Origin of the sequence: Arthrobacter sp. AOP36-C1-22, assembly GCF_052377515.1 — a bacterium.
Taxonomy (GTDB): Bacteria; Actinomycetota; Actinomycetes; order Actinomycetales; family Micrococcaceae; genus Arthrobacter_H.
In genome coordinates this window covers 1-19070 of record NZ_JBQSWW010000040.1, presented here as the reverse complement: position 1 = coordinate 19070, position 19070 = coordinate 1, and the positions used below count along the sequence as shown (strand labels likewise).

Sequence of the window (19070 nt, the reverse complement as noted above, 5' to 3'; positions counted from 1 at the left end):
GCGGCGCGGGGGGCCCGCCCGCCCCCCCGGCTCCAGATGACCCAAGGTGTTACTTGGCGTCCTCGGCAGGCTTCTCGGCTGCTGCCTCGGGTGCTGCCTCGGCCGCTGCGGCGGCTTCCGCTGCAGGAGCCTCCGGCTCGGTCTCGGCGACCGGTGCTGCCTCTTCGGCGGCGGCCTTGGCCTCGTCCGACTTGGCGTTGCCCTCGAGCAGGTCGCGCTCCCACTCGGCCATCGGCTCTGCCGCGGCTTCGGTGTTACCGCTCTGCTTGTTGCTGCGGGCGATCAGGCCCTCGGCCACGGCGTCGGCGACGACGCGGGTCAGCAGGTTCACGGAGCGGATGGCGTCGTCGTTGCCCGGGATCGGGAAATCGACTTCGTCGGGATCGCAGTTGGTGTCCAGGATCGCGACGACCGGGATGTTCAGCTTCTGCGCTTCATCGACGGCCAGGTGTTCCTTCTTGGTGTCGACGACCCAGAGCAGCGACGGTGCCTTGGTCAGGTTGCGGATGCCACCGAGGTTGGTCTGCAGCTTGGTGAGCTCGCGGCGCATCAGCAGCAGTTCCTTCTTGGTGTACATCGAGCCTGCGACGTCGTCGAAGTCGATTTCCTCGAGCTCCTTCATGCGGGCAACCCGCCGGGAGACCGTGGCGAAGTTGGTCAGCATGCCGCCGAGCCAGCGCTGATTCACGTAGGGCTGGTTCACGCGGGTGGCCTGCTCGGAAATGGCTTCCTGGGCCTGCTTCTTCGTGCCGACGAACAGCACGGTGCCGCCGTGGGCGACGGTGGCCTTGACGAACTCGTAGGCGCGGTCGATGTAGGACAGCGACTGCTGGAGGTCGATGATGTAGATGCCGTTGCGCTCGGTGAAGATGAAGCGCTTCATCTTCGGGTTCCAGCGACGGGTCTGGTGGCCAAAGTGGACGCCGCTGTCGAGCAGCTGGCGCATGGTTACGACGGGCATGTCGCAACTCCTTCCGGCGGTAGCAGTCCGGTCCCGGCAGGGACCGCGGTAACCACCTGTTGTTTCGGTTGTGTGGCAATCCACCGGTCGGTGGTGCCCCTGGCATCGGCCACCGGAATCCGGCCCCCGCAGCCCACCGGGTTTCCGGACCGTTGGCTGCAGGTCCCACCCGTTGGATGCCGCCGGAAAGGCGGCCTCGAAAGGTGGAGACGCAATACGCGAAGTCAGTTCCAGTCGTTTCCTACCTGTAGGCACAGGCCTTCCACTCACAGAACTGCGATTAATAGTGTACTACAGCCGCGGGCCCCGGATGGACGGCGACGAGCCCTCCACGGCGGCCTCCACCCCGGGGTTTTCCCCGGCCGCATCCGAGGGGCTCCACGAGGCTACTGCGGCAGCACAGGATCGGTGCATGTCACTATCCCGGAAGTCGCGTTGGCCCCTGTTCCTGGTCCTGGTCCTGGCCTTGCTGGCCGGGGGTGGTCCGGCGGGCCCGATCGGCCCGGCCCGGGCGGACGGACCCACCCCCTCCGCCGGGTCCGTCCCCTGGTCCTGGCCGCTCGGCGGCCCCGAGGCGGTCCTGGATTCCTTCGTCGCACCCCCGGCGCTCTGGGCTGCCGGACACCGGGGGGTGGACCTGCGGTCCGCGACCGGGGCGGGGATCCGCTCCCCCGCCGCGGGCGTCGTGCGCTATGCGGGGGTGGTGGTCGACCGGGAGGTGCTGACCATCGACCACGGGGGTGGAGTGGTCTCCAGCTTCGAACCGGTGACCGCGGAGCTGGACGTCGGCGCCCGGGTCGTCCGCGGCCAGCAGGTCGCCACGACCGGAACCGGCGGGCACTGTGCCGGCGTCTGCCTCCACTGGGGAGTGCGGCTGAATGGTGAATACATCGACCCGCTGTCGCTGCTGATGGACCGGCGTCCGTCTATCCTGCTGCCGGTTCCTGCGGCGTCGCTCCGTCAAGGACCCGGCGGTAGACCGCGAGCATGAGTTCGGTCTGCCGGCTTTGCAGCAGGTTCCCGGTCTCCGCCGCATCGAGGGGTTCCCGACGGCCGTCCTGCAGGTCGGCGGCCGCCCGACGCAGGGTCCTGGCCAGTCCCTCTACCGTGTCGTCGTCGGTCAGCCAGAGCAGGTTCCGCGGCAGGTCCGCGGCAATGCGGTGATCGCTGAGCACGGTCGGGGTTCCCAGGGCCGCCGCCTCATAGACGGTCATGCCCTGGGTTTCGAACCCCTGCGAGGTCTGGACCAGCGCATCGCTGTGGCGCAGTTCCGAGAGCATCCGCTCATAGGGGACCCGGCCTTGGAAGGTGATGCTCGAGGCGGTGATGTCCGCGGCGATCCGTTCGGCACGCCGGCGTTCGGCGCCGTCGCCGAAGATCCGCACGTCGGCCCGGATCCCCGAGGCGCCCACGGCCCGCAGGAAGGGGATCAACCGCTTCTCCGCGCTGAAACGCCCGATCCAGACCAGCCGCGGGCGGGCCCGGTGAGCCTCCGACCGGGGTTCGGCCAACAAGCCCCGGGCCACGTCGTCGTCCAGCCCGGTGGGGATGACGTCGAGTCGTGGACACACCCCGTGTCCCTTCAATAGTTCAGCGAAATGGGTCGATGGTGCGGTGACCGCCGCGGCGCGGGAGGCAAAGCCCCGTAGATAGGTCCAGGCGTCGGCAGCCACCGGTTCGCCGGTGCGCAGCACCCGTTTCTGCATGAGCCCGAAACCGCGTTGGAACAGTCCCGGCAGCGGCATGGTCGCCCGCAGTCCGGCCTGAAGGTGGTTGTGCATGGTGTGCACCACGGGCACCCCGAGCATCCCGGCGGCGGCATAACCGATCGCGGCACCCCAGAAGTCGGCTTGGACGTGGTGCAGGTCCACGGGGCCGCGGGCCCGCAGGCGGGACACCAGGGTCTTGATGATGCGGGCGGTGGGCGGGGTCATCCCGTATTCCCCGGGCCCCAACCCGATCGTGGGCAGGGTGAGCACCCGGGGGTCGGTATCCGCGGCCCGCCCACGCAAGGCCGGGGCCACGACGGTCACCCGGTGCCCGGCACGTTCCAGGTATTTGCGCTGGAGTTGGACCGAGGTCTGCATCCCCCCCAGCGTGCCGGGATGCTGGTCGGTGAACATGACGATGTGCATGGTCCGCTGGTTCCTGGCCTTCCCGGTCGTTGTGCAAGAGGTGGCCGAGGTGCTGCCGACGGGGCCGGCCGGTACGCCATGGCGTACCGGCCGGAACACGTAGGGCGAGTGGGGCTTGAACCCACGACCCAGGGATTATGAGTCCCTTGCTCTAACCAACTGAGCTACCGCCCCTCGGCGCAGGCTGCCTGCGACCCTTGTCATCCTAATGGAAACCGCGGGCCCGGACGCCACGCGGCCGGCTCAGGCGACCAGGAAGTCGTCGGCGCCGGCACCCCGGTAGAGGGCCTCGAAGATATCCATCGTCTTGGCTTCGCTGTGCTGCTCGGCCTTCTTCAACCCGGCAGCGCCCATCCGCGCCCTCTCCGCCGGGTCCAGAGCCAGGATGGCATCGACCTTCTCCGCCAGTTCGCGCGCATCTCCGGGGGTGAACAGGTGGCCGTTGACGCCGTCGTCCACCAGATGCGGCAAGGCCATGGCATCGGCCAGGACCACCGGGGTGGAGGCCGATAGTGCCTCGAGGGTCACCAACGACTGCAGTTCGGCGGTCCCCGGCTGGCAGAACACATCGGCTTGCAGATAGCCGATCCGCAATTGTGCATCCTCGATATGGCCGGTGAAGTGCACCCGGTCCTCCAGCCCCAGTTCGGCGACCCGGCGTTCGAGCGGGCCGCGTTGTTCCCCGCTGCCGACGATGGTCAGATGTGGTGCCGGGTCGCTCCGCATCAGGCCCAGGGCCTGGACGAGCACGTCGACGTTCTTTTCCACGGCCAGCCGTCCCACGAACAGGATCATCGGGTGGTGGGACTGCGGCACCTCCTCCCCGGCGTCGAGCTGGTAGTTGGAGGCGTTGATGCCGTTGGACAGCGGCAGGACCCGCCCCAACCGGGCATGGGTCATCATGGCGCGTGCCGCCAGCGGCGTGGGCGTGGTGACCACGGCGGCCTTGCCCATGATCCTGCCCATGTCGCGCCAGGAGTTCCGGGCCACGATCCGCTTGAACCACTTCGGGAACGGCAGGAACGGGTCGAGGTTCTCCGGCATGAAATGGTTGGTCGCCACGGTCCTGATCCCCCGCTTTTCGGCTTCGTTCACGGCCGCCTGGCCCACCATGTAATGGCACTGCACGTGCACGATATCGGGTTTGATCTCATCCAGGATCGCCCCGATGTCCCGTTTGGCTTCCCAGGGCAGGCAGAGACGCAGCGTCGATTGGGTGGGTTGGCTATGCGAGCGCAGCCGGTGCACGGTCGCCTCGCGGCGGTGCTCCACGACCCCGGGGCCGTTCACGTCACGGGCGGCCACGACGTGGACCGTATGCCCACGGGCCTGCATGGCCGTGGCCAGCCGATGGGAAAAGACCGCCGCCCCGTTGATGTCGGGCGGGTAGGTATCCGCAGCAATCAGGATGGTCAGGGGTTTGTCACCGCTCACTGGGGGCTGGCTCCTGCTACTCGGGGTTTGGTCTGGATCCTCTGATGGCACCACGTGCGGCGGATCCGCAGGCCCCGGCCCGCTGGGCCTAGCGTCCCGTGCCCGCCTGCCGGCGTCGTGCCTCTTCCTGCCGTTGCAACACATCGGGATGATGGCGCGACAACGCAGTGACACCCACGATAGCAATGAGAGCCGCCCCGACCATGGACATCGCCACGACCGGATGCACATCGGGACGCAACTCACCCAGGATGCCGATACCGACGGCGATGCCGATCATCGGGTCGATGACGGTCAGTCCGGCGATCACGAGTTCGGGCGGGCCGCTGGAATAGGCGTTCTGCACGCAATAGGTGCCCAACAGACCGGCCACCACCACCGCGAGGATGACATACCAGGCGATGTTGCCCAGGAACCTTCCGTTGGGATCCATCAGCCCGATGGCGATGGTGCGCACCAGCACGGCGACGAAACCAAAGAGCACCCCGGCGCCCAGGATGTAGACGAAGGCGCTGATGCGCCGCCTGAAACCGAGCAGGACCGCGGTGAGGATCGCGACCACGACGGCCAGCAGCAGCACGGTGGCCTGTTCCTGCTGACGGCTGATGGCGTGGGTGCTGGCGGTGACGTTGATCGCCAGCAGGACGAAGCCGATGCTCCCGCTCATGCAGGCGGTGATGGCCAGCACCGTGGGCCGGTTGATGCGGATGCCCTGGTCGCGGGCGTTGACCACGGTGGTGATGACCAGGGCGATCGCTCCGATGGGCTGCACCACGGTCAGGGGCGCGCTGGCCAGCGCGTAGACGTTCAGCACCATCCCGACACCCATGAGTGACAGCCCCAACATCCAACGGGGATTGAGCAGCAGCTTCAGGATGCCCCGGGAGGACACCGCGAGGCCACCGCTGCTGGCCCGGACCGCACTGCTCTGGCGCTGTGTGCCGAACGCCAGGAAGAAGGCTGCCATGACGGCGCAGGCGACGGCTATCCAGACCATGGTCCCCCGGATTTCAGGGTGCGCGCCCTGCGGTGGGCCCGGCGGAAGTAGAACACGGCCGCCACCACGTGCAGCACGCACCCCACCGCCAACAGTGCGATCGCCACGGTCTCGAGCACCCTTCCGGGGGCGGCATCTACCCGGCTCAAGAGCAGCAGGGGCATGGCCAGCAGCAACAGGGCGGTGCGGATCTTCCCCAGGTTGCTCACGGGCTGGTTCGGGTTCCCGCGGGCAAGGATCACCGTGCTGGTGATCAGCAGGACATCGGGGATGATGATCGCGTAGGCCAGCCAGGCCGGGGCGATCCCGTCGACGACGAACACCACGATGACCACGATCAGGGCGACCCGGTCGGCCACCGGGTCAAGCCATTTGCCGACCGTGGAGATCTGGTTGAGCAGCCGGGCGACGTACCCGTCGATCCAGTCGGTGGCCCCCAGGACGACCAGCACGATGGTCGCCCACCCATAGCGGTCCGTCTGGACCATCCAGACGAAGACCGGAACCAGTCCGAACCGCAGGACGGTGATCAGGTTCGGCAAGGTCCAGAACGTGGTGAGCTCGCGGTATTCGAGGTCATCACGCCCCCCGGCGCCGATGATCTTCACGCGTGCTTCCCTTCTCCCCGGAGGCTACGGCCCGTCCCGGGACCGATCGGTGCTGGTCGAACCACTCGAAACGGCCCTCAGACGGGACCCGTCACCTCAAGACTTCCGGAGCTTGCGCACGAACGCACCCAGGGCGACCAGCGAGGCCCCCATGAGGGCCAGCGGCTGCCAGCGCTCCTTGAACAACAGCGAGGCGTCGCTGGGAACCTCCTGGTGGGTCCGCTCGTGCAGTGCCTGGCGGGCCCGGAGCTTGCCGTCCTGGGCATAGGTCTTGGCGGTCTCGGACTTTTCCTTGGCCTGGCGCTTGACGTCGAGCTTCGGGGCCAGGTCGTCGCGGATCTCGGCCAGATGCTCGCGGCGTTCCTGCGAACGCTTGAGCAGTTCGTTGTAGGGCACCGGCGCGGGCTTGTCCTCGTCCTTCTTCTTTTTCTTGTCCTTCTTGGCTTCCTCGTCCTTGGGCTTCTTCTGGTCCAGCGTGGACGGGTCGAAGGAACGGCCCTGCTTGGCGACGCCGAGGTCGTATTTGACCCCCCGGATGGCGTCCTCGGGGATCAGCGGCATCTGCTTCTTGATCTTCATGACGCCGATCAAGGCCAGGATCGCCGCGACGATCAGGAAGAAGGCAGCGACCATGAGTGCGGCAAGCCATGGTTTGAAGACCAGACCCAACGCCAGGATCCCCGACGTGATGAGCGCAACGATCATGAACGTGATGAAGACGAGGCCCACGACAGCCAGGCCGGCACCGATCCCCGCCTTGACGGCCTTGCTCTTCATCTGGGCGATGGCGAGCTGGATTTCGTCATTCAGCTGCTTGGGCACCAGTCGACCGACGATCTTCATGAGGCCGGTGAACGACGATGGGCGACGTCCGGACGTGGTTCGTGTCATCCTGATCCTCCTTCGGTGGCGGCCCAGACGGGCCTGTGCACTCAAAAACCTACCATCTTGCCTGCATACCGGGGCTACTCGGGGGTAGACAACGTTCCTTCCAGCGGTCATGATCGCGCCCCCGAGCGCCTGGGCCGAAGGGCGTCGCTGCCACCTCGCAGCCCCGGTATAGGCTGTGGACATCGGCTTCACAGCCGGCCTGTTCCCCTCCTGTCCAACCCCGAGGACTCCTTGCCCGGCACCCCTGCACCGACCCCTGCCCCCAGCCGACGCTCAAAGATCCTGCGCATTGTGGTGTTGGGCATGCTCACCGCCCTCGGCCCCTTCACCGTGGACCTCTACCTTCCGGCCATCCCCGCCTTGCGCCTGGATCTGGGCATCACCGAGGCCGCGGCCCAATTGACGTTGACCGGCACGGTCTTCGGCTTCGCCGCCGGTCAGCTGGTGGTCGGCCCGCTCAGCGACCGCCTGGGCCGGCGGGGGCCGCTCATCGCGGCGACGATCCTGCACATCGGTGCCACCACGGGAGCAGCCCTCTCGCAGGATTTCGAGATGCTGATGCTCTTCCGCGTCCTGCAGGGCGTGGGGGCGGCGGGCAGTTCGGTGGTCGCCATCGCGATGGTGCGCGATCTGTATGACGGCCTGCGACTCGTCAAGACGATGAGCTATGTGGCCCTGGTCAACGGCATGGCCCCGATCTTCGCCCCGGTGATCGGCTCCCAGCTCCTGTTGGTCACCGACTGGCATGGGGTCTTCGGGGCACTGGCCGGCTACGGGATCGTGGCCTCCACCACCGCGATCCTGCTGTTGGGCGAATCCCTTCCGCCCGAGCGCCGACCGGTCGGGGGACCCCACCTGTTGCGGCGCTATTCCCTGGTGCTCAAGGACCGGATCTTCGTGGGGCTGCTGCTGGTCGGCGGGCTGAACTTCTCCGGGCTGTTCTCCTATCTTTCGGCCTCCCCCTTCGTCTTCCAGGACGTCTACGGGCTCAACGAGCAGGCCTACGGGTTGTTGTTCATGGTCAACTCGTTGGGGGTGGTCGCCGGGGTGCAGACCAGCGCCCGGTTGGTCCGCCGGTTCGGCGCCCAATGGATCATCGCCGCCGCCACGATCGCCCAGGTGTTCTTCGCCCTGTGCATCATCGCCGCCGACCAGTTCCATTGGGGCTTCTGGGGCACGGCCATCCCGTTGTGGTTCTACATCTGCGCCACCGGCTTCAACTTCCCCTGCATCCAGGGGCTGGCCCTGCACCGTCATGGCAGCCAGGCGGGCACCGCGGCGGCGTTGCTCGGGGCGGCGACCTTCGGGTTCTCCGGGGCGATCTCCCCCGTCGTGGGTCTGCTGGGTGTCGGGAGCGCGACGCCGATGGCCGCGGTGATGGCCGGGTGCATCCTGCTGGCCATCGCAACCTTGTGGATCGTGGTCCGGCCCCGCCAGGTGCCGTTGATGACCTGAGCGGGCCGCAACGAAAAACGTCCGCCACACCATGCGGTGGGACGGACGTTCATTCGGCTCCCCCAACTGGACTCGAACCAGTAACCTTTCGATTAACAGTCGAACGCTCTGCCAATTGAGCTATGGGGGAAGGAAGCGAGTAAAACTTTAGCAGGACGGCGGGCCGAATTCGAATCGCCTTCCGCTCCCCCCGGCCCTCAACCACGCCGTACCGGTCCGATGGCCAGGCGCCGGTCGGAACGGATCCAGTACAGCGACCGGTCCTTCGTCTCCTGGTCGTTCGCGAAACGGTAGCGGTAGGTCAGCACCCGGATCCGGTCCGGGGCCCTGCCGGAGAAGGGATCCACCCGCAACAGGGCCAACACGGCGGGGTCCGCGGCCAGGAGCTTGAGCAGCAGGGCCTGGAACCAGCGTTGGTGCAGCGACCCCAGGGGCAGGAACCACATCATCCAATCCAGCCGCAGATGGTAGGGGGCGAACTGCCGTGGCCTGCGGGCCGGATCGCCGGGTTTGCCGCGGAATTCATATTCATGCCAGCCGGTTTCCGTCTCCGGGTCCGCGTCGTCGTCCCCGACCTCGTCGTCGATCCTGCCTTCGATGACGACTTCGGTGCGTTGGCGGGTGACGCTGCCGAAGGCCCCGTAGGCGTTGCCCAGCTGCCAGCGGTTGAAGCTGGCGTTCATCAGTTGGGAGCGCGAAAAAAGGTTGCGTAGCGCCGGGATCCCGGCGACCAGCAACCCCGCCGTGGCCAGCAGGACGACGACGGTCCACCCTGCGGGGGCCGCCGCCCGCTCCGCGAGCGGCCCCACCGGACCGGCGGGGAGACCGGCGACCAGTGAGGCGAGGCCTCCGAAGGCGGCATCATCGATGGCGGCACAGGCCAGCACGATCGTGATCCAGTTCAGCCAGGCGAAGTTTCCGGTGGCCACCAACCATGCTTGGGTGGCGATGACCACCCCGGCGGCGATCGATGCCACCGGCTGCGGGACGAAGAGCAGGAACGGGACGGCCAGCTGCGCCACATGGTTTCCGGCCACCTCACAGCGATGCCACCAGCGCGGTGCCAGATGCGCCCGACGACTCAACGGTCCGGGCATGGGCTGGGTCTCGTGGTGGTAGTACAGGGCCGTGAGGTTCCGCCAGGCAGGGTCCCCGCGCCATTTGATCATCCCGGCGCCGAATTCGAGGCGGAAGACCAGCCAGACGATCAGGATCAGGATGGTCCGTGGCGGGTCGACCTGGTGCGAGCCCAGGAACCCGACGGTGAACCCGGCCTCGAGCAGGAGCATCTCCCAGCCGAACCCGTAGAAGATCCCCCCGATGTTCACGATCGACTGGTAGAGCCCCCAGAGCAGCAGGAACGCCGCCAACACCACCCAGGCGGGACCTGCCTGCGGCAGCCCCGCGACGAGGGTGCCGGCCACGACCAGGCCCACCCAGCACACGGCCACGAGCTTGGCGTCGGAGTACCCCCACCGGGTGAACACCGATGGTCCGCGCGCCCCGGGGCCGGCCAGCAGGCGATTCGCCGGCAGCAGGCCCCGTTCACCGAGCAGGGCACGGAACTGGTTCAGTGTGGAGGCGAAGGCGATGAGGAAGACGGCGGCGACCCCGCGTTGCAGGATTTCCCGTGCGACCCAGTAGTCCGGTGCCAGCAGCCAGTCCATGGCTCCATGGTAGGTCGACGGGCCCGGCCGGACCACGGCCCCGAGCCTTAAACACGGTCGTCCCCGCCACGAACAGTGACGGGGACGACCAGTGATCCGCTCCCCCAACTGGACTCGAACCAGTAACCTTTCGATTAACAGTCGAACGCTCTGCCAATTGAGCTATGGGGGAAAGCAACAGAGACGACTATACAAGAGCTGGGCCGAGGTTGCTAAATCGTCGCCCCCGGCCCCTTCCTACTCCTGGCGCAGCGACCGGCGCCGCAGCTCCAGTTCCATCAATTCCCGCTGGATCCGCTGGTATCCCTCGGGATCGGCGACGGGGTCCATCCGCTGGAGCTGGCCGAGCCGATCGGCCTTCTGATGGGTGATCTGCAGATCGAACAGGCGGTTCATGATGCCGTGGCAATACCGGGTCAGCGACTCCTCCGAATTCGCCGGCAGGGGGTTCACCGCCAGCTCGGAGACGAAGGAGCGCAACGGATCCGGCACCTCCTGCCGGATGGACTCCACCCATTGCGACGGGGTGGCCCCCGCGGCACCGGCGGCGCGGACCGCGTCATGGACGGCCGCATGGACCGGGGCGAGGAAGCGGGCCGTATAGAACGCCTGCCATTGGTCGGCGCTGAGCACCCCCGGTTGCTGCAGGACCACTTCGAGGGATTCGCGTTCCATCCGGGTCACCGGGTCGCGGACATCGGGGCGTTGAAAGGCCGGGGCCTGGGGCTCCTGGGCGGCCCCGGGGCCGTATCCCGGGCCCTGCGGGCGGGGCTCGGACCCGGAACCGGGGCGGGAACCGCGGTCCTGGCCGGACCCGGACCCGTCACGGGCGCGCTTGGCGGCGGCCCCCACGGCCCGGTTGACCTCATCCATATCCATGCCCAACCAGCCGGCCAGTTCACGGGAATAGGCCGGACGCATGGCCGAATCACGGATGGCCGCAACGATGGGTGCGGAGGCGCGCAATGCCTGCACGCGGCCCTCGACGGTATCGAGGTTGAATTTCTTCAGCCCCGCCCGGATGGCGAATTCGAAGAGCGGACGTTTGGAATCGATGAGTTCCTTGACCGCCTCGGGGCCCCGGTGTTGGCGCAGTTCGCAGGGGTCTGCCCCGGAGGGTTCGACGGCGACATAGGTCTGGGCGATGAAACGCTGGTCCTCCTCGAAGGCCCGCAGGGCGGCTTTCTGCCCGGCGGCGTCCCCGTCGAAGGTGAAGACCACTTCGCCTCCCGAGCCGTCGTCGCGCAGCAGGCGGCGGGCGATCTTGATGTGGTCGGCCCCGAAGGCCGTGCCGCAGGTGGCCACCGCCGTGCCCAGCCCCGAGAGGTGGCAGGCCATGACGTCCGTGTATCCCTCCACCACGATCAGTTGCCGGTTTTTGGTGATCTCCCGTTTGGCCAGATCCACGCCATAGAGGACCTGGGATTTCTTATAGAGCTGGGTTTCGGGGGTGTTCAGGTATTTCGGCCCCTGGTCGTCCTCGTAGAGTTTGCGGGCCCCGAAACCGATCGTGGCTCCGGTCAGGTCGCGGATGGGCCAGATGAGCCGGCCGCGGAACCGGTCGTAGATGCCCCGGTTGCCCTCGGAGAACATTCCCGTGAGTTTGAGTTCCTCGTCCTGGAAGCCGCGGCTGCGCAGATGCTTCAGGAGCTGATCCCACCCCTTGGGGGCATAGCCGACCCCGAAATGATCACAGGCGGCCCGGTCGAAGGCCCGCTCGGAGAGGTATTGCCGTCCGGTCGCGGCTTCCTCGGAGAGCAGCTGGGAGCGGAAGTATTCCTCGGCGATCTTATGGGCGTCCAGGAGGCGTTGACGCCGGCCGACATCCTGACGGCTGGGCCCGGATCCGCCGTCCTCGTAGCGCAGTTCGAAGCCGATCCGTCCGGCCAGGTGCTCGACGGTCTCGGAAAACGTCGTGTGGTCCATCTTCTGGATGAAGGAAATGACGTCGCCGGATTCTTCGCAGCCGAAGCAATGGAACGTCCCCACCTGGGGACGGACGTGGAAGGAGGGGCTGCGTTCGTCGTGGAAGGGGCACAACCCCTTGAACGAGCCGATGCCTGCCGAACGGAGCGTGACATACCCATCAACGACTTCCTTGATGTCCGTGCGTGAGCGGACCTCGTCGATGTCTTCGCGCTTGATCAATCCGGCCATGGCCCCCAGTCTAGTGCCCGGTGTAGGCCGACTTCCCCATGCCCCGATTGGCCACCCAATAGGCCCGTCCCTGGACCTCTTTCCCCGGGTCAGCCGGTGGTGCCGGCGCAGGTGTGCTTCACCGCCCTCACGTGCGATGGATGCGCCGGCGGCCCGGACCCCTTCCGCGTTTTAGGGGTCACCGGCGACTCTTTGCACGAGCCCCTCACCGGAGCCGGGATCAATGGTGTTGTCTGCGAAACGTGCGGGACAGCTGAAACCGATCCGGGCCATGGAACCGGGCCGTACGGTGGCATCGATGGTCTCGAGGTTGTAGTCCCCCGGCACGCAGGAGTTTTCGGTAGCATGCCGTGGAGGCCACGCGCCAGGTCGGGTGATGCCGCGTCGGACGACTTCTTTTCCGCTGCCGGAATCGATGGAGCTAGAATTTAGGGGACCCTAACTATAGTGAAATCATGGGGTATCCCGGCCACCGAAAGGCAGCTCATCTTCCTCAATCCAGGTCCGCTGCGACAGCTGCTTCCCTCGACAATCCAGGTCTCCGAAATCGATCACGATCCTGTGCCGGCCCAGCAGGCAACCCCCTTCTCCACCGCCGAATCGACCGGCCTCACCGACGCCGTCGAGCAGCGGCGTTCGGAGTTCCTCACCACCAGGAGGTGCGCCCATGAGGCCCTCGCCACGGCGGGGGCCCCGCCCGCACCGCTCATGCGTGGCCCCCGTGGTGAGCCCCAGTGGCCCGCCGGCTGGGTCGGCAGCCTCACCCATATTGGCCCAACGTCAGCCGGGCGACCCACGTATCGGGCGGCAGCCGTGGCTGCTGCGGACCGCTTTGCCGCACTGGGAATCGATGCGGAGGAGTGGGCGCCCTTGCCCCACGGCACATCCGGGGTGATCTGCACCGAGTTGGAACTGCGCTCGGCGGAGGCGCTCTTCCCGGCGGCCACCGCCCAGCCGATGGATCGCCTGGTTTTCAGTATCAAGGAGAGTTTCTACAAGGCCCGCTTCCCGCTCACTCGGACCTGGCTGGATTTCCTTGACGTGGAGGTCGACTTCGGGTCCGTGGCCACCCGTGATGCCGGCGTCGCCCGGGCGGCCGGGCCCATGACCGGCACGTTTTCCGTCGCCGTGTCCACCCCGGACCGGCGCCATCCCGCCTTGCCTGACGTCCTCAGTGGCCGGTTCCTGATACGAGCCCCGCTGGTGGTCACCGCCGTCATGCTGGAACGATGACCAGCGCCTGCGACGCGGGGTGCCTCAATAGGCACACCTTCTGCCCATAGACCTCTTCGATGAGCTCCACGGTCAGCACCGTCTCCGGAGGCCCGTCGGCGGTGATCCGTCCATCGGCGATCACGATGACTCGATCCGCATAACGCGACGCCAAGTTGAGGTCATGCAGTACCGCGACCACACAATGCCCGTCGTCGGCATGTTCGCGTGAACTGCGCATCACCGATTCCTGATGCTGTAGGTCAAGGGCCGCCGTCGGCTCATCCAACAAGATCAGTGGTGGTGCCTGGGCCAGGACGCGGGCGTATGAGGAGCGTGAGCTTTCACCTCCCGACAGGGTGGTCACGTCCTGGCGCTTGAGCCTGGTCAGACCGGTCCGTGTGATGGCCTGGCGCACCATGGCGGCGTCGTGTCCTTCGCTGACGGGATAGGGCAGGCGTCCCATCGCCACCGTTTCCTCGACGCTGAAGGAAAATCCGACGCGATGTTCCTGCAACATGACGGCCCGCTGCCGGGCGAAGTCCTTGGCCTTCCACCGCCGCGGTTCGGTGCCCGCTACCCGCACGGTGCCCTCGGTCGGTTCCTGATCCCCGGCGATCAAGGACAGCAGCGTCGATTTGCCGGCCCCGTTCGGACCGACCAGGGCAACCAGGCTGGATCGATCCAGAGAAAAACAAACTTCTCGCAGCAGGTCCCGCTGGCCGATCCGGAAGGAAACGGACTCTAGCTCCACGATCCGTTCAACGGCATCACTCATCATTCACCACATCGATTTCTTGGCCCGGACGACCAGATAGAGGAAGAAGGGGGCTCCAACGGCAGCGGTGAACAGACCCAACGGGATCTCCGAGGGCGGGTTCAGTGTGCGAGCGGCGCAGTCGGAGGCAACGATGAGGCAGGCTCCGACGATCGCCGCCATCGGAAGCGCCACCCGGTCTGCCGGGCCCACGATCTGACGCACGATATGCGGGACCACCAGTCCCACGAAGCCGATGCTGCCGACGAAGGCGACGGAACCGCCGGCCAGTAGCGCAGTGGCAACGATGATCGCCATGCGGGCCGCCTTGACGTTAACGCCCAGGTGTTGGGCCTGTCGCTCGCCAAGTGCCAGGACATCGAGGTTGCGCATGTTCATCACCAGGACAACGACCCCGGCCACGGCAACGGGCAGCATGGCGGCCAATTGGCCCCAATTGACACTACTGAGCGAGCCCAATTGCCAGAAAACCAGGGTCTGCAACTGGGTGTCGTCGGCAATGTAGGTGAAGAATCCGGTCAAGGCGGCACAAGCCGAGCCCAGTGCAATGCCCACCAGCAGCATCTTTGAAGTGCCGGTGGTGCGGCCCGGCCGCGCCAGGACATAGATCAACGCGGTCACGGCCAGGCCAGCCAGGAAGGCTCCCCCCGGCACGGCCCAGGTCGTGAGGGCATCCGAGGCTACCGGTCCCAGCAGCACGATGACGGCCACGGCCCCGGTGGTCGCTCCTCCGGTGACGCCGATGATGCCCGGGTCCGCCAAGGGGTTGTTGAACAGCGATTGCAATGCGGCGCCGGACATGGCCAGGGCCGCCCCGACCAGCGCGCCGAGCAGGGTCCGTGGGAACCGCAGTTGCCAGACGACGGACACATCTCGTTGGCTGAGCCCGTCTACCTCATGGATGCCGAGTTGCTGCCCGACGATGCGGAAGACGTCGGCAAAGTCGATCCGCAAAGGTCCGACGGAGACGGAAAGGACCATCAGGAAGAGGAGGACCAGCAGACCCACCGGGGCCGCTACAACGAGCGGCACCCGGCGGATCTGCTCCTCCGCACGTTTTTCACGGGCGGCACGGAGCATCATTGGCTAACCTGTTCCCCGGTCTACTGCTGCAGCGCCCTGGCGAGAGCCAAGGCCCCGACGCCCGAGTCAGGGCCGGTGTACTTGATCTGGGAATCGGGCATCACAATGACGTTGGCCTCTCGCCCTGCCGTCGTGTTCTTCAGCGACGGGAAGGCCTTCCACAGCCCCTCTTCGCCCTCCCAACGGTCGTAGTCGTCGCTGGAGAGAAGGATGTAATCGGGGTCGGCCGCCACGAGGCCTTCCGCGCTCATTTCACGGGAGAACCCCCTGAGGCCGGCGTCGGCGCCCACGCTGATGCCTCCCAGGGCTTCAATCATCTCGGTCCCCGGAGTCCCGTTGGCCGCAACCGAGTTCTGCCCGCCCGCCCCCGTGGCGGTCACCTGGATGATGGACTTGCCCTCGGCGCTACCGATGTCCTGGGCTTCCTTCAGCGCCTTCTCGTTGGACTCGGCCAGGCGATCGCCCTCCTCGGGGAGGCCGACGAAGCTGGAAAGCTTGCGGATTTTATCGGAGGTGGTGTTTCCCACGTCGAACAGCACGGCATCCGTTCCGGCGTCGCGGAACTGTTGGGAGACATCCCCATGGCGTTTGAGATTATCACCAATGAACAAGGTGCCGTCCAGAGCGAGCAGCCCCTCCATCCCGGTGTTCTTCCGGAATTCGAAGTGCTCCGGTGCGGCCTTGCCGGCCGCGGAGAGGCTGTCATCCGGCGAGGCCGCGATCTTGTCGCCCAGCCCCAGTGCCTGCAGAAGCGATGAGACGTTGTCCCCCGAGGAAATAATCTTCGAAATGTCGTCGATTTCCACCGTGGCCTTGGCGTCGTCGGTCACCGTGACCGGGAGCTGGGGGGTGCTCTCTTCGGGGGTGAAGTCCGAGGTGCCGGCAATATAACGCCACTTTTCGGGCAGGTCTTTCGGAGCCTCCTGCGTGGTGATGGTTGAGGGCTTGCCGTCCGCCGCGGAAGCCTGGTCTGCGTCCTGGCCCTGGGCCGGGGAGCAGCCAGCCAGGGCCAAAGTCAGGATGCCGGCAGTGGCCGTGATGTGTGCAAGTTTCTTCATTGTCTTCCTTTGCGGCTGTTGATCAATTGCGTGCTTCATGACCACAGTCCGTGGCGTGCTGGGTGCACGCGACGGGTCTGCGGGGATTCAGGGGGCCCAGAGCCCGAGTTCGCCGACGATGTGGGCCAGGTTCTCGTGGTGGATCAGGGCCGGGTGGCTGCAATCGATATCGTGATTGCGCAGGTTGCCTCCGACATGGGGCCGCCAATCCGAGACGTGCAGCCAGTTCTGGCTCTTGCGCAGGGCGGTGAAGAAGTCGATGTCCCCGTCATATCGACGCGCCGTATGGCTACGCATCAGGGCGGCGTTGGTACTCACCGCGCTCGCCACCCGGGCCACGACCTCGTCGGCGAGTTCGCCGAACGGGCCGGGGGTACGGGCTAAAAGGTCCAGCACCGATTCGCGGGAGAGGTCGGGCCCCTGCCGGTCATGGTCCACGCCGCCCATGATGAGCAGCGCTTCGTTGATCTCTTCCGCGGTTGGCTCGGCGAGCTGCTGCCAGGATTCCGGCGGATAGGCATCCAGCAGGACCAGTCGTTCGACTGTGACGGAGCGTTCGGTGAGTTCGATGGCCAGCTCCTGGGCAATGACCCCGCCGACCGACCAGCCCAGGAGGGAGACGGGACCTTCGGGAACCAGCTCGATGATGGCCTGGGCAAAGTCGGAGGCGAGTTCGTGGATGGAGGCCGGTGGGGCTGGCGCCGGCAGCGCCGGATCCAGCCCTGGTGCTTGCAGGGCATGGATACCTGTATCGGGGGTGATATGCCGGAGCAGGTTGGCGTAGGACCAGCCGAGCCCGCCGGCTGGGTGCAGGCAGAACACCGGTGTACCCCGACGGTGTGCCCGGAGCGTGAGGACCCTGGCATACGGATTGGCACCAACTCCCGAACCCAGCCGTCGGGCCAGCGCTGCAACCGTGGGCCCGGCAAAAATGTCGCTGAGTTCCAGGGAGGTGCTGCTGAGGGTTTCGTGGAGCCCTTCAAGTCGGCGCAGCAGCGATACCGCAGTGAGCGAGGTGCCCCCGGCATCAAAGAAGTTGGTTTCCACCCCGATGTCCGGCTGGTCCAGCACGGTGGCGAAAGCCCGGGCGATGGCGCCCTCGAGGGGGGTCGAGGGTGTGCGGCTGGGCGCACCGGCCTCCGGTTTGGGAAGACTCCGGCGGTCGAGTTTCCCATTGGCCGTCAGGGGCAGCTCAACGAGGACGTCCACACTGTGGGGAACCATGTAGTCGGGCAGCCGATCGGTGAGCCAGGCGCGCAGTTCCGTTGCGACGGCCCCCGGGGATTGGACGTAGCCGCGTAGGGTCGTCGACGGCCCGCTGCCATGGGGCACGACGACGGCGCGTTCCACCATCGGGTGCGCGGCCAGAACCGCCTCGATTTCCCCCAATTCGATCCTCAGGCCGCGCATTTTAACTTGGTCGTCGATGCGACCGAGGTATTCCAGGGCACCGTCGGAGCGCCACCGCGCAATATCACCCGTTGCGTAGACCCGCTCGGGGCGTCCCATCAGGCGTTCCAGACCGGGGTGGTGATAGAACTTCTCTACAGTCAGTTCCGGGCGTCGGACGTATCCCTGGGCGAGTTGTATGCCGGCCAGGTGCAGGTGACCGGCAACTCCGGGGGGAAGCGGGCGGCCCAGCGCGTCCAGAACATGCGTCCTGGTGTTCCAGACGGGCCGCCCGATCGGTACCGGCCCCCGCTCCGTGGCGGATACGTGCCAGAAAGTCACATCGACGGCGGCTTCAGTGGGGCCGTAGAGGTTGTGCAATTCCACGGGCAGCATGCCAAGCAGTCGATGTCCGGTCTCGGCATCGAGTGCCTCCCCGGAGCAGAAGACCCGCCGCAGGCTCGTACACCGCGACGCGGAGCGGGCGCCGGTGAACAGGGACAAGGCCGAGGGCACGAACTGGCAGGTGGTGACGCCGTGTTCGATGATCGTGCGTGCCAGGGCCTCCGGATCGCGGTGGACGTCGTGTTCGGCGATGGCCAGGCGTGCCCCTGCCATGAAGGCCCAGAAGAACTCCCAGACGGAGACGTCGAAACTGAACGGCGTCTTCTGCAGCACGATATCCGAGGAGTCCAGGGCATATTCATGCTGCATCCAGAGCAAGCGGTTCACGATGGCCCGGTGGCTGACCGCGGTTCCCTTCGGAGCCCCGGTCGATCCGGAGGTGAAGATGATGTAGGCGGTGTCCTCCGGGCCGACCCCGGTAGCGGCCTCGGGGGCAGCCGGGGCGGGAAGGTGGTCCAGGCAGTCAAGGGTGTCTTCCGACAACGGCACCAGGGGGTAGATTCCGGCCGGCCCGGGGGCCTCACCGCCGTTGTTGCCGGTGATGATCACCGCGGGGTCGAGGTCACCGACCATGGAGTCCAGCCTTGACGCGGGCAGCGCGGGGTCCAACGGCGCGTAGGCCGCGCCAGCGAGTGTGGTCGCCAAAAGCGAGAGCACCATCGCGGGGCCACGCTGCAGGTGGACCCCGACGGTGTCACCGGGGCCGGCCCCGTGGGCACCGAGAACGGCGGCCAGGCGGCGGGCACCATGGAACAGTTCCTGGTAGTCCAGCGATGATTCTTGCCACAGCAGTGCGGGGGCAGCGGGGGCGCGTCCCAGCTGTTCGATGAGCAGGCTAGG

At 66.7% G+C, this 19070-nt stretch carries 15 protein-coding genes and 3 tRNA genes; 3 read left to right on the top strand and 15 right to left on the bottom strand.

Annotated features, from left to right (window positions below):
• Positions 1-49 precede the first annotated feature (49 nt).
• The gene (gene rpsB, locus ACT3S6_RS15100) at positions 50-961 is read right to left on the bottom strand and encodes a 30S ribosomal protein S2 (protein ID WP_444555640.1); all 912 of its coding nucleotides are present in this window, start codon (positions 959-961) and stop codon (positions 50-52) included.
• Positions 962-1373: 412 nt separating this feature from the next.
• Here rpsB and ACT3S6_RS15095 point away from each other — a divergent pair, with 412 nt between their 5' ends.
• The gene (locus ACT3S6_RS15095; protein ID WP_444555639.1) at positions 1374-1952 is read left to right on the top strand and encodes a M23 family metallopeptidase; all 579 of its coding nucleotides are present in this window, start codon (positions 1374-1376) and stop codon (positions 1950-1952) included.
• Here ACT3S6_RS15095 and ACT3S6_RS15090 read toward each other — a convergent pair.
• The 6 genes from ACT3S6_RS15090 to ACT3S6_RS15065 form a co-directional block, all read right to left on the bottom strand.
• Positions 1888-3096, bottom strand: a complete 1209-nt coding sequence (locus ACT3S6_RS15090) for a glycosyltransferase family 4 protein (protein WP_444555638.1) — start codon at positions 3094-3096, stop codon at positions 1888-1890. The two genes, ACT3S6_RS15095 and ACT3S6_RS15090, sit on opposite strands and share 65 nt — an antisense overlap.
• Before the next feature lie 100 nt (positions 3097-3196).
• Positions 3197-3270 (bottom strand) — tRNA-Met (locus tag ACT3S6_RS15085).
• 69 nt (positions 3271-3339) lie between these two features.
• A complete protein-coding gene (locus ACT3S6_RS15080; protein WP_444555637.1) occupies positions 3340-4530 on the bottom strand; it encodes a glycosyltransferase in 1191 nt (396 codons plus the stop codon).
• 88 nt (positions 4531-4618) lie between these two features.
• On the bottom strand, positions 4619-5527 hold the full coding sequence (locus ACT3S6_RS15075; protein WP_444555636.1) for a DMT family transporter: 909 nt from the start codon (positions 5525-5527) through the stop codon (positions 4619-4621).
• Positions 5515-6135, bottom strand: a complete 621-nt coding sequence (locus ACT3S6_RS15070; protein WP_444555635.1) for a CDP-alcohol phosphatidyltransferase family protein — start codon at positions 6133-6135, stop codon at positions 5515-5517. Before ACT3S6_RS15070 ends, ACT3S6_RS15075 begins: the two co-directional genes overlap by 13 nt.
• Positions 6136-6231: 96 nt before the next feature.
• On the bottom strand, positions 6232-7026 hold the full coding sequence (locus tag ACT3S6_RS15065; protein WP_444555634.1) for a phage holin family protein: 795 nt from the start codon (positions 7024-7026) through the stop codon (positions 6232-6234).
• 303 nt (positions 7027-7329) lie between these two features.
• Here ACT3S6_RS15065 and ACT3S6_RS15060 point away from each other — a divergent pair, with 303 nt between their 5' ends.
• On the top strand, positions 7330-8481 hold the full coding sequence (locus ACT3S6_RS15060; protein ID WP_444555633.1) for a multidrug effflux MFS transporter: 1152 nt from the start codon (positions 7330-7332) through the stop codon (positions 8479-8481).
• Between the two features lie 57 nt (positions 8482-8538).
• Here ACT3S6_RS15060 and ACT3S6_RS15055 read toward each other — a convergent pair.
• The 4 genes from ACT3S6_RS15055 to dnaG form a co-directional block, all read right to left on the bottom strand.
• Positions 8539-8611, bottom strand: a tRNA-Asn gene (locus ACT3S6_RS15055).
• Positions 8612-8678: 67 nt separating this feature from the next.
• Positions 8679-10148, bottom strand: a complete 1470-nt coding sequence (locus tag ACT3S6_RS15050) for a lipase maturation factor family protein (protein WP_444555632.1) — start codon at positions 10146-10148, stop codon at positions 8679-8681.
• Between the two features lie 99 nt (positions 10149-10247).
• A tRNA-Asn gene (locus tag ACT3S6_RS15045) sits at positions 10248-10320 on the bottom strand.
• Between the two features lie 65 nt (positions 10321-10385).
• Positions 10386-12305 carry a DNA primase gene (gene dnaG / locus ACT3S6_RS15040; RefSeq protein WP_444555631.1) on the bottom strand — a complete coding sequence of 640 codons (1920 nt, stop codon included), beginning with the start codon at positions 12303-12305 and terminating at the stop codon, positions 10386-10388.
• A 447-nt stretch (positions 12306-12752) separates the two neighbouring features.
• On the opposite strand from dnaG, the gene ACT3S6_RS15035 reads away from it, so the two are divergent.
• Positions 12753-13538: a 4'-phosphopantetheinyl transferase family protein gene (locus ACT3S6_RS15035; protein WP_444555630.1), complete on the top strand. Its 786-nt coding sequence runs from the start codon at positions 12753-12755 to the stop codon at positions 13536-13538.
• Here ACT3S6_RS15035 and ACT3S6_RS15030 read toward each other — a convergent pair.
• The 4 genes from ACT3S6_RS15030 to ACT3S6_RS15015 all read right to left on the bottom strand — a co-directional run.
• Entirely contained in the window at positions 13522-14295 is a 774-nt protein-coding gene (locus ACT3S6_RS15030) for a heme ABC transporter ATP-binding protein (protein WP_444555629.1), read from the bottom strand. The two genes, ACT3S6_RS15035 and ACT3S6_RS15030, sit on opposite strands and share 17 nt — an antisense overlap.
• Positions 14296-14298: 3 nt before the next feature.
• Positions 14299-15378: a FecCD family ABC transporter permease gene (locus ACT3S6_RS15025; protein WP_444555628.1), complete on the bottom strand. Its 1080-nt coding sequence runs from the start codon at positions 15376-15378 to the stop codon at positions 14299-14301.
• Positions 15379-15398: 20 nt separating this feature from the next.
• Entirely contained in the window at positions 15399-16436 is a 1038-nt protein-coding gene (locus ACT3S6_RS15020; protein WP_444555627.1) for an ABC transporter substrate-binding protein, read from the bottom strand.
• An 87-nt stretch (positions 16437-16523) separates the two neighbouring features.
• The coding region (locus tag ACT3S6_RS15015) for an amino acid adenylation domain-containing protein (protein WP_444555626.1) at positions 16524-19070 on the bottom strand (2547 nt) is incomplete at its 5' end.